The organism is Holophagales bacterium, assembly GCA_016719485.1.
GTDB lineage: Bacteria > Acidobacteriota > Thermoanaerobaculia > UBA5066 > UBA5066 > UBA5066.
The window spans coordinates 137,745-151,661 of the sequence record JADJZB010000030.1; the positions used below are offsets into that span (position 1 = coordinate 137,745).

Sequence of the window (13,917 nt, forward strand, 5' to 3'; positions counted from 1 at the left end):
GCTGCCGTGATGCAGCGGCAGGAGCGGCTCGAGGTGAGGATGCCGGGGCGCGGCCTTCACGAGGTGACCGCCTCCGTCTCGGCGGTCGTCGAGCGGAGCGGCGTGACGACCGGCCTGTGCGTCGTCTTCTGCCCCCACACCTCGGCGAGCCTTCTCCTCCAGGAGAACGCCGACCCTTCGGCGCGCGCCGACCTCCTCGCCTTCCTCGCCCGGCTCGCCCCCGACGGCGACCCGCGCTACTCGCACGACGCCGAGGGCGACGACGACATGGCGGCCCACCTGCGGGGCGCCGTCACCCGCTCGAGCGAGACGATTCCCGTCGCCGGCGGCCGGCTCGCCCTCGGAACGTGGCAGGGGATCTACCTCGCCGAGCACAGGACCGCGCCGCACAGGCGCTCGCTCGTCGTTCACGTCTTCGGAGAGTGAGCGCGTTGAGACGTCTCCTCCAGGCCGTGGCCCTCCTGGCCGCGATCCTCTTCGCCGCGGCTCCGGCCACGCCCGCACCCCTTCCACCCGGCGGGCTCCACCCCCTTTCCTACATTTCGCCGGCCGACGGTGTCGAGCGGGTCTACGACCTGCGCATCCCCGCGACGTGGGACGGGACGAGCCTCCTTCCGGCGATCCTGCTCCTCCACGGGCGCGGCGGGACGAAGCAGCAGTTCCAGCGTCCCGAGCACTACGCCGAGGCCGACGCGCGCGGCGCCGTCCTCGTCTTCTGGGAGGGGCGCCGCATCCCGGCGCTGGGCGGGTTCCCGTCGGCGTACTACGTGGACGGCGCCAACGGCGTCCCGGACGAGACGGACATCCTCGCCTGCCTCGACAGCGCGATGACGTGGGCGCCGATCGACCCCGACCGCGTCGCCCTCGCGGGGTTCTCACAGGGAGGGCGCGGGGCCCTGAACGTCGGCCTCCTGAACCCGACGCGCTTCGCCGCGCTCGTCGACGCCGCCGGCCCGACGGACGCGTTCCAGGGACAGCTCTGGTCCCCCTCGTTCCCCGGACTACGCCTCGGCGGCCGGGGGTCCGGCCTCGGCGGGCGGCGGCGTGCTCGCGCACTGGTTCGAGCTGTCGCCGCGCTTTCTCCTCCCGAACGCGAGGAACCTCTTCGTCGCCGTCCTCCACGGCCAGGCGGACGACAACGTTCCCGACGCACCCGGCTTCTTCCCGTACCGCAACGGGCACCACGTCAGCGTGACGCCGGGATTCACCGACGCGCGCGGGCCTCGCCCGACGCTCTCCGAGCTCCGCGCGGACGACCCCGCGGGCTACGCCTTCACCACCTGGTTCCCCGCCGACGTCGGTCACGAGCAGCTGCGCCTCGTTCCGCCCGGAGTCCTCTTCGACGCGGCTCTCGGGAAGGTGCGCCCCTCGCACCCCGAGCGCGTCGTCGGCGTCTCGTTCGGCTCGCGGGAGAGGACGTTCCACTGGGCGCGCCTCGCGCGGACGGCCCCCCCCGACGGTACGCGGGCGCTCCTCGACGCGCGCGCCGACACCGCGGGGAACCGCGCCGATCTCGCGTTCGAGGGATCGGTCCGGATCCGTCTCGACCTCCCCGGCGCCCGCCTCGACGCGACCCGGCTGGTCTCGCTGCACCTCGCCGGCGCGGGGCGGCTCGACCTCGCGCTCGCCGGACCCTTCGCCCCCGCGATCGTCGCGACGCTCGACGGAATGCCGCTCGCGTTCGATCGGACGGCGGAGGGGGTGCTGCTGCCGGGCCTCGTTCCGCGGCCGGCCGGCTCGCTCCTCGTCGTCTCGCCCGCGCCCGCCGGGCCGGTCGCCGAGCGCGACCTGCTCGTCCCGGCGCTGGTCCGAGCGGACGGAGCGAACGGGGCGAGGTACGAGACGGTCCTCACCGTCGGGAACCTCGCCCGGAGCCCGCTCCACCTCGAAGCGCTCCTCCTCGACGGCGTCTCCACGCCGTTCGCGCTCGAGGTTCCCGCCGGCTCGAGCCGGGCGTTCGCTTCGGACGCTCTCCTGGTCACGGCCGCTGCCGGGCCCGTCGCCTCGCCGCTCCGCCTGAGGGTCGTCTCCGGCGACGCCGGGGCCGTCGCGGCGTCCGCGCGGGTCTTCAACACGACGGCGCAGGGAACCTACGGGCTCTCGTTCCCGGTCCTCCCCGCGGGCGAGAGCGTCCTCGGAGTGGGCGAGGAGGCCCACCTCTTCGGCCCGGTCGATTCCCGGTTCGAGCGGATGAACGTCTCGCTCTTCGCGCCGCTGGGGGCGGCGGCGGCCGAAGTCACCGTCCTCGACGGTTCGGGCTCCGTGCGCCGGTCCTCGCGCGTCGACCTCACCCACCTCCGCCGGGCCCAGCTCGACGACGTTCTCGGCCGAAGCGACGCACCGGGGGCCTCGGTCCGGGTCACCGTCCTGGCCGGCCGCGTGCAGGTCTACGGCACCGCCGTTTCCAACTTCTCGACGAACGACCCCTGGCGCGTTCCCGCCCTCCCCCTCGGCGGCGCCGCCTCCGCGTGGACCGTTCCGGCCGTCGCCTCGTCCGAGGGACGGAACGGGGCTTTCTTCCGCAGCGATCTCTTCCTCTTCTCCACCGCCGATTCGATTCTCGACGCGACGCTTCTCCCGCGCGACGGGTCGCCCCCGGAAACGGTCCGCCTGGGACTCGGGGCCGGGGAGACCCGGATCGTCCCCGACCTCCTCGCGACTCTCTTCCCGTCGAAGGCCCCCGGGGCCGGTGCCCTCCTCCTGTCGTCGACCGGCGGTCTCCTCCCCCTCGCCGTGACGCGCAGCGAACCGGATACCGGCTGGTCGTCGCAGGACCTCCCCTGCGTTCCGCGAGGCGCCGGGGCGGTTCCGGGACGCCCCGTCGCCTTCGCGGGGGTCGACGAGTCCCCAGCGGCCCGCTCGAACCTCGTCCTCGTCGCGCCGGAAACGGCTTCGAGAGTCCGCCTCGTCCTGTACGCGCGGGACGGCATCCGGGGAGAGCACTTCGTCGACGTGGACGCCGGGCGCGTCGTTCAGCTCGATTCGTTCCCCGCGCTCTTCCCCGGCGGCCCCGTCGAGGGGGCGACGCTGCTCGTCCTCCCCGAGGGCGGTCCGATCGTCGCGTCGGTGGCGCGGATCGACAACGCGTCGAACGACCCCGCGGGGCTCGCCCCGCTGCGGGTCGACGCTCCCTGAGCGTCAGCCCTCGCGCCTCTCCCTCTCCCGCTCCGATTCCTCCATCAGGAACGCGGCCCTGAGGAGGTAATACCAGGCGTGGAGGAGCGCGACGCCGACACCGGCGCGCCCGTCGAGGAAGCCCCGCTTCAGGATCCAGCTCCTGAGGAACTCCAGCGGCGGGCGGAAGAAGACGGGCAGGACGTGGCCCCGGGCGCCGCGGTCGAAGCGATCGAGGGCCGAGAGTCGCGCGTAGAGCGTGTTCTTTCGGACGGCGTCGGCGACGTCGCGGTATGGGAAATGGAGGATCGGGCCGGCGAGGTCACGTACCGCGCCGTCGACCTCGATCCACTCGTGGACGCGCCCCCCCGCGGCCCTCAGGCCCCTGGAGCGAAGGCCGAGGCGGAGCTTGCGGTCGGGAGACCAGACCCCGTGGCGGATCGGCTGCCCTCCGACGTGCGAGAGGCGCGGCATCCGGAAACCCGCGGCGTCACCCGGCGTCTCGACCAACCGCCGAACGTCTTCGGCCAGGGCGGGCGACACCCGCTCGTCGGCGTCGAGGACCAGGACCCAGTCGTGCGTCGCGAGCGCGAGGGCCCGGTTGCGCGAGGCGACGTATCCCTCCCACGGGATCGACTCGACGCGGGCCCCTGCCGCCCTTGCGAGGTCCTGCGTGCCGTCGGTCGAGCCCGTATCGGCCACGAGGACCTCGTCGGCCCAGCCGACCGAGGCGAGGGAGGGCCCGAGCCGGTCGACCTCGTCCTTCACCATGAAGACGACGGAGACGGCAGGGCGCATCCGTCGATTATGCTGGACGGGGTGAGGATCCTCCTGCGCGCCACGAACTGGGTCGGCGACGTCGTGATCTCGCTCCCCGCGCTGCGCGCCCTCAGGGCCCATCACCCCGGCGACCGGATCTGGGTTCTCGCGCGGCCGTGGGTCGCCGCCCTCTACCGGCTTCTCCCCGAGGTCGACGAGGTCCTCGTGGAGGAACCGAAAGGCCGCCACGCCGGCGCCGCCGGCCGCGCCGCCCTCGCCGCCGAGCTGCGCGGGAAGGGATTCGACCGCGCGATCCTCCTGCCCCGCAGCTTCGCGACCGCGTGGACGGCGTACCGGGCCGGCATCCCGGAACGGTGGGGGTACCGGGGAGAGCTACGCTCTCCCTTCCTCACGCACCCCGTCCCGTTCTCGAGCCCTCCGGGAGAGCACGAGCTCTTCCGGCACCTGCGCCTCGTCGCCGCGACGGGCGCTCCGGTGCCCGAGGTTCCCGACGCCACCTGGCCCGTCTCCGAGGACCTCCGGCGCATCGCCCGCGCGAAGCTGAAGGAGGCAGGCGTCCCGGCCGCCCCCTTCGCCGCCGCCCACGTCGCCTCCTTCGCCCACCAGGCCAAGCGCTGGCCCGGGGAGCGGTTCGCCTCGCTCTTCTCCCGTCTCGCGGCGGAGCGAAGCCTGCCCATCGTCCTTCTCGGCAGCGCCAGCGAGGCGCCGATGAATGCCCGCGTCGCCGCGCTCGCGTCCGGCGCGCGCGTCTTCGACCTCGCCGGGAAGACGTCCCTGCCCGAAGTGCTCGGCATCGTCGCCCTTGCCGAGCTCTTCGTCGGGAACGACTCGGGACTGGCGCACCTGGCCAACGCCGCCGGCACGCCGACGACCGTCGTCTTCGGTCCCACGGACCCCGACGCGACGCGGCCCTGGGACGGCCCCCGCCCCGACGGCCGCCCCGTGCGCCTCGACGTCGTCCGGGAGCGCGTTCTCTGCGCCCCCTGCCGCTTCACCCGCTGCCCGCTCGACCACGCCTGCATGACCGGCATCCCCGTCGAGAACGTCCTCTGCTGAGCCGGGCCCGGGACTTCCTCCGGCTCTCCGTTCGCCCGCGTCAGAGAGTCGGGAGGAGGGTCTTGACCTCGAGAGGCGGCAGGTCGGGCGGGTCTTCCGCCCACTCCCTGAGCTTCGCCCAGGGATAGAGGCCGTCGCTGTGGCCGTCCTTCCAGTAGATCTGGACCGCGTAGCCGCCGACCGGCGTCGTCGCGGCCACCTCGAACGAGGCGGGGGTATAGGGCTTCTGCGGAGGCTTCGCGAGGCGGCCGAAGAGGTCGCGCTCGCCCGCGCAGCCGGCGCAGGGACAGAGGCGTCGAACGTCCCGGAGCTTCAGGTAGCTCTCGGAACCGTCCTTCCAGGAGAGGGCGAGCTCGTCGCCGATGACGAGGATCTGCGCGGGAGGCGGAACCATTCGTTGATGGTACCCCGCCTCCCGCGGACGAGCCGCCGGGGCCTGCCGCGAACGCGGCGCTACGGGAAGGTAAAGGTACAGGCCTGGATCTCGGCTCCCGGGGCGACGTCGAGGAGGCCGGCGCACTTGCTGCCCGAGGTGGCCTGCGCCGTGTAGGTGAAGCGGGCCGTGGCGGGGCTCCCGGTGCAGGTCGCCGCGTGCTTCACGAAGAGCGTGTAGGTGCCGGGCGGAAGGCGGTTGCCCTCGTAGATGACGCTCTCCGTCCGGTTCCCGACGGTGCAGCCCGCGGGGAGCTTCCGCCCGCCCGGCTGCGTCGCGACGTCGATCCCTCCGGGGCCCGCGATCCGCACGTCGAGGTCCGCGTCCCCCGACCAGCTCGCGAGGCCGGTCAGGTACTGCGGGGTCCCCTGCGGGTCGACCTTGACGCTCCCCACGTTCGCGTTCGTCACCGTCCCTCCCCGGTTGTCGGTGACCGTCAGGGCGACGGTGAAGGTGCCGGCAGACTGATAGGTGAAGTTCGCCGTCGCTCCCGTCGCCGTGCCGGCGCCGAAGTTCCACGAATAGGTGAGCGGGTCGCCGTCGGGGTCCGAGGCCGTCGCGGTCCCCGTCACCTGGAGCGGGGCGGAGCCGTAGAGAGGCGTGATACTGGCCGAGCCGATCGTCGGCACGCCATTGGGATCCTCGTTGCTGCTGTTCGCCGCGGCCACCGCGACTCCCCCCGCCGCGACGGCTGCCCCGATACCGATGATCGCGCCCGTCGAGAGCCCGGTCGAGCCTGCCACGGCCGCGCCCGCCGCGGCGCCGGTCCCGGAAGACAGCGCGCTCGCGAGCGTCACGACGGTTCCCGTCACGAGAATGACCTTCGCGATGTCGTCCCTGTTGAATCCGGCCGGGACAGGGTTCTGCCCCGACCGCGTCAGCCCGACGGTCAGTCCTTCCCGCGGGGCGGTCACGGTGACGACGGCGGTCACGGTCCGCTCGTCGCGGCAGACGCCACGGTCCGTGACGGGAGGGGCGTACTCCGGAGTCTTCTTGGGCAGACTCTGGCGGTCGAGGGCCTGGACGAAGTAGTCGATTCCGCGAATGCCGGGCATCGGGCGCGGCAGCTCGCCCATGAAATCGTCCTGGGCCCTCGGCTTCATCAGGACGTAGTAGAAGTCCTCCGTGCCGGCCGCCCGGAAGTAGACGAAGCCCTGGTCCATCTCGGCGACGGGCAGGACGCGGGCGTCGACGAGCGGACGCGCCTCCGTTGAAAGGCACTTCAGAGGGTCGTGCGCAATCGACAGGCGGGGACTCTCTCCGGGCGCGGCCTTCTTCACGACGGGGTCGGCCTGGGGTGCGGGCGCGGGCGCGGCGAAGGCCCCGGTGGCGAGCGTCGACGCGAGGAGGATCGCGCACGCCTGCCGGATGCCGGCGGGAACCTCGGGGAGCGGAACGAGCTTCTTCACGAGCGGTCCTCCTCGGTTCGGACGGTGACGGTCCTTCGGGCGCCCCCACGACAAAGGAGACGGTCACCCGGCGGGCGCCTCCGGCACGAGAAACTTCGGCTTCTTGAAGACGACTATACCGCCGACGCGCCTCGCCGGTGCGACGGGGTGAGACGCGTCACTGGCAGGGGGTGATCTCGAGGGTCCGCGTCCACGAGTCCCCGGAGGCGTCCGTGACCCGGATCGTCTTCACGTACGGGACCCTCAGAGGGCCCTGGAAGACCCAGATCGGCTCCTTCTTGCCGACCCTCACCTTGGCGGGAACGGGGGGCGAGGTGACCGGCCGGAAGCTCGTGATGCTCATCGGCGCGGTTTCCTCGACGCCGTCGAGCGAGACGTCGCGCTCGGCCTCGTTGGCGAAGTAGGCTTCGATCTGCACCGTCTCGCCCGCCACGGGCCTCCGCGGCGACACCTCGAACTCGATCTGGAAGAGCCCGGCGTCGGGCTTGGCCGCGCGGGACTGCGTCCCGCTCGAGACGTCGAAGCCGGGCGCGAAGCCCTTCGTCTTACCCTGGGCGAAGCTCGTCGAGCTCATCTGGACGCAGAGCGCGTCCCCCGCGGGAGCCGCCGTCGGCTGGGGGCGGGCGTCGGCGATCCGGATCTCGCCGCGCACCGTCGGCCTCGGCGGCGGGAGCTTGACGACGAGAGGCTTCGTCGGCTCCGGTGCCGCGGTGGGGGGCGCGGCCTCCGGGGTCGGGACGGGCGTCGCCTCGGGTGCCGGCGTCGGGGGCGGCAGGACGGGGACGGCCGTCGGCACGGCCGTGGGGAGGGGGGCCGGGGTGGGCGCGGGACGGCTCCCGAAGCCGGGAACCAGGCCACTCTTGTACAGGAGCGTCCCTCCGAAGGCGACGACGAAGAGGCCGACGGCGGCGATCGCGATCGGGAGGACGGGCGAGCTGGGAGGAGCCGGCGGCCGCGCCGGTCGCCGCGCGGCGGAAGCCGGGGCAGGGGCCGCGGGGACCGGCGTCGGCGGAGCCGGTGGCGGAACCGGGATCTGGGCGGTCGCCTTCGTCGGCTCGGTGGGCGGCATCGAGATGCCGTGTGCGTCCGCGTGGGCCCGCTCGAAGGCGCCGCGGACGTCGGCGGTGCCGAGCGCGACCGTCCCGTCGTCCATCGAGATCTCGCCCGCGAATCCGGCGCCGAGTGCCGCGGCCTGCTTCAGCAGCGCGTCGCGGAACTCCGCCATCGTCTGGAAGCGCGCTTCGGCCTTCTTGTTGAGCGCCTTCAGGACGAGGCCGCGCGTGACGAGCGAGATGCTCTTGTTCAGCTCGCGCGGGTCGGGCGGCTCCTGCCCCACCTGCATGAAGAGGACGGCGTGGCTCGACTCCGCGACGAACGGAACGCGCCCCGTCAGCATCCGGAAGAGGACGACGCCGAGCGAGTAGATGTCGCTGCGGCGGTCGATCTTCTGCCCGGTCGCCTGTTCCGGGGACATGTAGTTCGGGGAGCCGACGAGGAACCCGGTCCGCGTCGTCCCCCCCTCGCGGTCGATGAGGTAGGCCAGGCCGAAGTCGGCGACCTTCACTCGCCCGTCGGACGTCATCAGGACGTTCGCCGGCTTGACGTCGCGGTGGACGATCCCCTTCTCGTGCGCGAAGTGGAGGGCGTCGGCGATGTCGGCGACGATCTTCAGGCAGCGCGACTCGGTGAGGACCGACTTCGTGATGAGGCCGTCGAGGCTCTCGCCGTCGACGTACTCCATCACGAGGTAGATGAGGTTCTCCTCCTCCTCGATGTCGTAGACCTGGGTGATGTTCGGGTGGTTCAGCCTCGCGACGGACTTCGCCTCCAGGCGGAAGCGCTTGACGCCGTCGGGGTCGCCGATCAGGTCCGAGGAGAGGAGCTTGATCGCGACCGTGCGGTCGAGCGACGGCTGATGGGCGCGATACACGACGCCCATGCCCCCCCGGCCGAGCTCGGCCTCGATGAGATACTTTCCGAGCTGCTTCCTCATTGCGCGACGATGATTCCGATGGGCGAGTTTACGTCAGCCGCGGAGGCGACCCCGTCCCGGAAGGCGGCGGTCGCCGACGACGAGACCTGGACCCGGGCGGCGGAGGCCGCCGTCGAGGCGCTCCGGCTCGACCCGCAGAGGACGCGGGCGGGCCTCCTCTGCGTCGCGGCCGGGGCGGCGGTCGTCGTGGCTCTCGTCTCCATCGTCCAGGGGGGACGGCGCGAGCTCCTCCGCTCGGTGGAGGCCGCGGGCCCCTCGAACGTCTTCGTGAGAGCCGAGCGCGGGGCGCCGACCCCGCTCACGACGGCCGGCATCGAGGCCGCCCGCGTCCGGTTCCCGGGCCTCGCGGGAGCGTCCGGGGTCCGCGCCGTCCCGGCGGTCGTGAGGAGCGGAACGGTCGAGGTCCCGGCCACCGTCTACGGTGTCGAGCCGGAGGGGCTCGCGCTCTTCGGGCTGAAGGCGGAGAGGGGACGGCTTCTCGGCGCGCACGACGGGCGTTCGCGCGCGCGCGTCGGCCTGCTCGGCGCCCGGCTCGCCGCCCAGCTCGCCCGCCACGGCGACCCGCTCGGAACGCGCCTCTCGGCCGGCGGCGAGACCTACGAGGTCGCGGGGATCCTCCGGGCCTCGGCCGCGGTCGCCGGCAGCGGCGGCGAGCTGGCGGGCGTCGACTGGGACTCGGGCCTCCTCGTCCCGCTCGGCGCCGAGCCGCGCGCCTCCGCCTCGCCGGCGGCCGACTACCCGGTCGACCTGCTCGCCCTCCGCTTCTCCGACCCGGGCGAGGCGGCGCGGGCGGCCCGGCTCCTGGGTCCGCTCGTCCCGGCCGGCTCCGCCGTCACGACGCCGACGCAGGCCGTCGAGCAGTACCGCGCGGCGCACCGTTCGTTCGACCGCGTCGTCCTCCTCGTCTCGATCCTCACCGCCGCCTCCGCCGCGTTCGGCGTCACGAACCTCCTCCGCGCCTCGGTCCGGGCCCGCTCGCTCGAGATCGGCCTGCGTCGCGCCACCGGGGCGCGCCGCGAGGATGTGCGCCTCCAGTTCCTCGCCGAGGGGCTCTTCCTCGGTCTCGGCGGCGGTCTTCTCGGAATCCTCCTCGGCGCGCTCCTCTCCCTGACGCTCCTCTCGCGCGCCGGATGGACGCCGCACTTCGCGCCGGGCACGCTCCTCCTCCTCGCCGGCGGATCGGCCGCGTTCGGCATCGCCGCCGGCATCCGCCCCGCGAACGAGGCGGCCGCGCTCGACCCGGCCGCGACCCTGAGGCTCGAGTGATCGCGGCGTTTCTCCTGGCCTCGACCCTCGTCGCGACTCTCGTCTCCACTCTCGCCGCGCCGCCGGCCGAGGAGCTCCCCGTCGCCAAGGCCGTCGAGACCGCCCTCATGGGCAACCCCGACCTCCTCGACGCCGTCGACAGCGCCGCGATCGCCGCCGCGAGCCTCTCCGCCGCCCGCTCCGGTTTCCTGCCGCAGGTGACGCCGTTCCTCTCGCCCTCCCTCCGGGACGGCGGGGCCCCCGCGCTGAGCAGGTACGGCGTCAGCGTTTCCGAGCAGCTGCCGTTCGGCCCGCGCCTCTCGGGCATCGCCGAGGCAGCCCGATTCGAGGAAGGAGGGGAGTGGAGCTCCTTCTACTCGCTTTCCGTGGCGCAGCCGCTCCTGCGGGGCCTCGACCCCGCGGTCACGCGCGAACCGCTCCGCGTGGCGGGAAGGCAGGTGGACACCGTCGGCCGGAACCTCTCGGTCCAGAAGCGGCGCACGGTCGTCGCCGTCTGGAGCGCCTACCTGGCTTCGATCCTCCAGGACGAGCTCGTGGGTGAGGCTGCCGGGCGGACGGAGCGGGCGGAGACGATCCTCGCGTCGAGCCATGCCAAGGAGCAGGCCGGGAGCGTCTCGCGCCTCGACGTCCTCCGGGCCGAGCAGCTCGTCGCCCAGTCCCGCTCGCAGGAGAACGACACCCGCAACGCCAGGGAAGACGCCCTCGACCTCCTCGCCCGCCTCCTCGGCCGCCCGGCCGGCAGCCGCTGGCGCCTCGTCTCGCCGGAGCGCCTCCCGGTCGACGTCCCGGACGAGGAGGAGGCCATCGTCGCGGCCCTCTCCTCCCGCGAGGAGGTCGTCGAGGCCCGCGAGCGCGTAAAGGACGCCGAGTTCCAGCTCCGTATCGCCAGGAGCCTTCTCCTCCCCTCGCTCGACGCGGGGCTCACCTGGAGCGCAGCCGGGAGCGGAAATCGCCTGGGGAATGCCCTCGGGTCGTCTGGTCCGTCCGTCTGGACGCTCGGCTTCTCCTCTCAGGCTCCCCTGAACCTCGGTACGCAGCTCGCCGCAAAGAGCCAGGCCGAGGTGGCGCTCCGGAGCGCCCGCCGGGGCGTCGAGTCGCTGGAGGCGGACGTCGTCCGGCAGGTCCGCGCCGCAGCCCGGCGCCTCGCCACCGCCCGCGACCGGCTCGCCCTCGACGCGGCGAACGAGGGCGTCGCGAGGATGCAGCTCGAGGTCGCCCAGCTGCGCTTCGGCAAGGGGCTCAGCGACAACTTCTTCGTCGTCGACGCCGAGGGGCTCTACAACTCCGCGCGGGTCTCCCTCCTCACCTCGCGCCAGCAGGTCCTCCTCTACGAGCTCGCCCTCCTCGCGGAGGCCGGGCTCCTGCGCCCCGAGGAGTTCCTCCCCCGTCCGGCCCGGGCGCCGTAAACTGCGCGCAGATCCCATGCTCGACGCTGTCCGCATCGCGCCGGCCGTGCGCCGTTTTCGCGAGGCTCTCTCGCTCCTCGGTGCGCTGTCGCCGCGGAAGAAGGCCCTCCTCGCTGCCGGCGCCGCCGCGCTCGTCCTCGCGACCGCGCTCCTCGTCCGCCGGGCCGCCGTGTCCGACGTCGTCGGCGAGGTCCGTGCCGTTCGTGGTCCGCTGCGCATCACCGTCGCCGTCTCGGGCCTCCTCGCCCCGGCCCGCGCCGAGAGCTACGGCCCCGAGGTCGCGGGGGTCGAGATGAAGGTCGCCGAGCTCGCCCCGGAGGGGACGTGGGTCGCACCCGGGGCGCTCCTCGTCCGCTTCGACGACGCCCCCTTCCGCCGCGAGCTGGAGGTCGCCCGCTCCCGCCTCGTCCAGACCTCCGGCGAAGCCGAGCAGGCGCGGCAGGCCCTGCGCGCCCTCCTTGCCACGCAGCAGAGCGAGCGCCTCGAGGCCTCCTCCGCCTACGCGCGGGCCGAGCTCGACCTGAGGACGTTCGTCAACGGCGTCGCGCCGCTCCAGGTGCAGCAGTCCGCGGCCGCGGTCGAGCGGGCCAGGCGGGAGACGGAGGAGGCGCGGCAGAAGCTCGAGGGGCTCGCCCCGTTCGCCGAGAAGGGGTACGTCTCGCGCGACGAGCTGCGCTCGGCCGAGCGGCGGGCGACCGAGGCCGAGGCCGACCTCGTCCTCGCGGGGCAGCAGCACTCCACGCTCACCCGCTTCACCCACCCCCAGCTCCTCGCGCAGAAGACGCAGGAGGTCGAGTCGAGGAAGGCCTCCCTGAAGGTCGTCTCCGAGAAGACCGCCGCGCAGGCGGCCCAGGCGAAGGCGGCCGCCGACCTCGCCGACGCGCGCGCCGCGGAGGCCGCCCGCACCGTCGCCGACGTCGAACGCCGCATCGCGCTCTGCACGGTGACCGCGCGCTCCCCCGGCCTCGTCGTCCACCGGGAGATCTTCGAGAAGGGGGGCGAGAAGCGCCGCGTCCGCGTCGGCGACGCCGTCTTCGCCGGGCAGCCCGTCCTCGACCTCCCCGACCTCTCCGAGATGCTCGTGGAGACGCGGGTGAAGGAAGGTGAGATCCACCGCGTGGAGCCCGGCCAGAAGGCCGAGGTCCGCCTCGAGGCCTTCCCCGACGAGACGTTCGCCGCCACCGTCCTGCGCCTCGGCGCCCTCACGGCGGGCGACAAGGGCGAGGCGCGCACGTTCCCCCTCGTCCTCAGGCTCGCGAAGGCCGAGCCGCGGCTGCGCCCGGGAATGGGCGCACAGGCTCTCGTCCTGGCCGGCGAGGTCGAGGACGCCATACAGGTGCCCGTCGACGCCGTCCGCTACGAAGGCGACCAGGCGGTCTGCACCGTCCGGACCGTCACCGGCACCGAGACGCGGCGCGTGAAGACGGGCCGCAGCAACGCCTTCTTCGTCGAGGTCCGCGACGGGCTCTCCGAAGGCGACGTCGTCCTCATCTCCCGCTAGGGGACACCCGTGGGGTCAGGTCCCGAATGGTGTATTGTTCTCAACAATACACCATTCGGGACCTGACCCCACGCTCTTGACCCCACGCTCTCTTCAGGGCTTCGCCGCCCTCGCGATTGCGTCGAGGAAGCCCAGGTGCGAACCCGTTAGCCAATGCCCGCCATCGACGGGAAGACATGCGCCGGTGATGTAGCCCGCCTTCGACTCGTCGGCGAGGAAGGCGATCGACTCGGCGACCTCGGCGGGCGTCGTGTAGCGGCGGAGCGGGATGGACTCGACGATCTCCCTGGCGAGCGTCTCGTCGAGCCAGAGGTTCTTGTCGGTCCCCTCGGAGCGGAAGGGCCCGGGCGAGACGGCGTTCGCGCGGATACCGTGCCGCGCCCACTCGACCGCGAGGGTCCGCGTGAGGGCGAGGACCCCCGCCTTGGCCGAGGCGGAGTGGATGACCCCAGGCCCCGCGGCCCAGGCGTAGTCGGCGACGACCGTGACGATCGAACGTCCCCTCCCGTCCGCGGCGTGGGCCTCGATCATCTTCCGGCCGAAAGCCGAGCAGCAGAAGAAGGTGCCATTGAGGACGATCTCGATGACCGCTTTCCAGCCGTTCGGCGAGAGCTTCTCGGCGGGGCAGACGAAGTTCCCGGCGGCATTGGCGAGGAGGACGTCGAGCGCACCCCAGCGCTCGTGAACGGCCGCGGCCATCTTCGCCACGTCGTCGTCGTACCGGACGTCGCAGGTGAAGATCGCCACGCCTTCAGCCCCCGCGGCCGCGATCTCCCTCGACGCCGCTTCGAGCACCTCGGTGCGCCGGCCGCAGATCGCCACGCGGTCCCCCTCGCGCGCGAAGCGGAGCGCCGCCGCTTTCCCGAGCCCTGTTCCGCCCCCGGTCACCATCACCGTTCTCGCCATCGCCGCCTCCTCGCGCCTCACCGCCTCATGTCGATACGTTAACCCCTCGACGG

11 protein-coding genes are annotated in these 13,917 nt (G+C 73.2%); 6 read left to right on the forward strand and 5 right to left on the reverse strand.

Annotated elements, in window-relative coordinates; all coding sequences use genetic code 11:
* The first annotated feature begins 9 nt into the window (after positions 1-9).
* Entirely contained in the window at positions 10-426 is a 417-nt protein-coding gene (locus tag IPN03_22205) for a YjbQ family protein (protein ID MBK9376356.1), read from the forward strand.
* Positions 427-1,044: 618 nt separating this feature from the next.
* Positions 1,045-3,135: a hypothetical protein gene (locus IPN03_22210; protein ID MBK9376357.1), complete on the forward strand. Its 2,091-nt coding sequence runs from the start codon at positions 1,045-1,047 to the stop codon at positions 3,133-3,135.
* A gap of 3 nt (positions 3,136-3,138) precedes the next feature.
* On the opposite strand, the gene IPN03_22215 is transcribed toward IPN03_22210, so the two are convergent.
* On the reverse strand, positions 3,139-3,912 hold the full coding sequence (locus tag IPN03_22215) for a glycosyltransferase family 2 protein (protein ID MBK9376358.1): 774 nt from the start codon (positions 3,910-3,912) through the stop codon (positions 3,139-3,141).
* A gap of 21 nt (positions 3,913-3,933) precedes the next feature.
* On the opposite strand from IPN03_22215, the gene waaF reads away from it, so the two are divergent.
* A complete protein-coding gene (gene waaF / locus IPN03_22220; GenBank protein MBK9376359.1) occupies positions 3,934-4,950 on the forward strand; it encodes a lipopolysaccharide heptosyltransferase II in 1,017 nt (338 codons plus the stop codon).
* A gap of 40 nt (positions 4,951-4,990) precedes the next feature.
* Here waaF and IPN03_22225 read toward each other — a convergent pair whose 3' ends face one another.
* From IPN03_22225 to IPN03_22235, 3 genes are all read right to left on the reverse strand, one after another.
* Entirely contained in the window at positions 4,991-5,344 is a 354-nt protein-coding gene (locus IPN03_22225; GenBank protein MBK9376360.1) for a DUF971 domain-containing protein, read from the reverse strand.
* Positions 5,345-5,403: 59 nt separating this feature from the next.
* Positions 5,404-6,546: a PKD domain-containing protein gene (locus IPN03_22230; GenBank protein ID MBK9376361.1), complete on the reverse strand. Its 1,143-nt coding sequence runs from the start codon at positions 6,544-6,546 to the stop codon at positions 5,404-5,406.
* 403 nt (positions 6,547-6,949) lie between these two features.
* Positions 6,950-8,785, reverse strand: coding sequence for a serine/threonine protein kinase (locus IPN03_22235; protein MBK9376362.1), 1,836 nt, complete (start codon positions 8,783-8,785; stop codon positions 6,950-6,952).
* 18 nt (positions 8,786-8,803) lie between these two features.
* On the opposite strand from IPN03_22235, the gene IPN03_22240 reads away from it, so the two are divergent.
* From IPN03_22240 to IPN03_22250, 3 genes are read left to right on the forward strand one after another with little or no spacing between them, the layout of a single operon-like run.
* Positions 8,804-10,051, forward strand: a complete 1,248-nt coding sequence (locus IPN03_22240) for an ABC transporter permease (GenBank protein MBK9376363.1) — start codon at positions 8,804-8,806, stop codon at positions 10,049-10,051.
* Positions 10,048-11,457 carry a TolC family protein gene (locus tag IPN03_22245; GenBank protein MBK9376364.1) on the forward strand — a complete coding sequence of 470 codons (1,410 nt, stop codon included), beginning with the start codon at positions 10,048-10,050 and terminating at the stop codon, positions 11,455-11,457. Before IPN03_22240 ends, IPN03_22245 begins: the two co-directional genes overlap by 4 nt.
* Positions 11,458-11,473: 16 nt before the next feature.
* Complete coding sequence (locus IPN03_22250) at positions 11,474-12,958, forward strand: efflux RND transporter periplasmic adaptor subunit (protein MBK9376365.1); 1,485 nt, start codon at positions 11,474-11,476, stop codon at positions 12,956-12,958.
* A gap of 93 nt (positions 12,959-13,051) precedes the next feature.
* Here IPN03_22250 and IPN03_22255 read toward each other — a convergent pair whose 3' ends face one another.
* The gene (locus IPN03_22255) at positions 13,052-13,864 is read right to left on the reverse strand and encodes an SDR family oxidoreductase (protein MBK9376366.1); all 813 of its coding nucleotides are present in this window, start codon (positions 13,862-13,864) and stop codon (positions 13,052-13,054) included.
* Between the last annotated feature and the right edge of the window lie 53 nt (positions 13,865-13,917).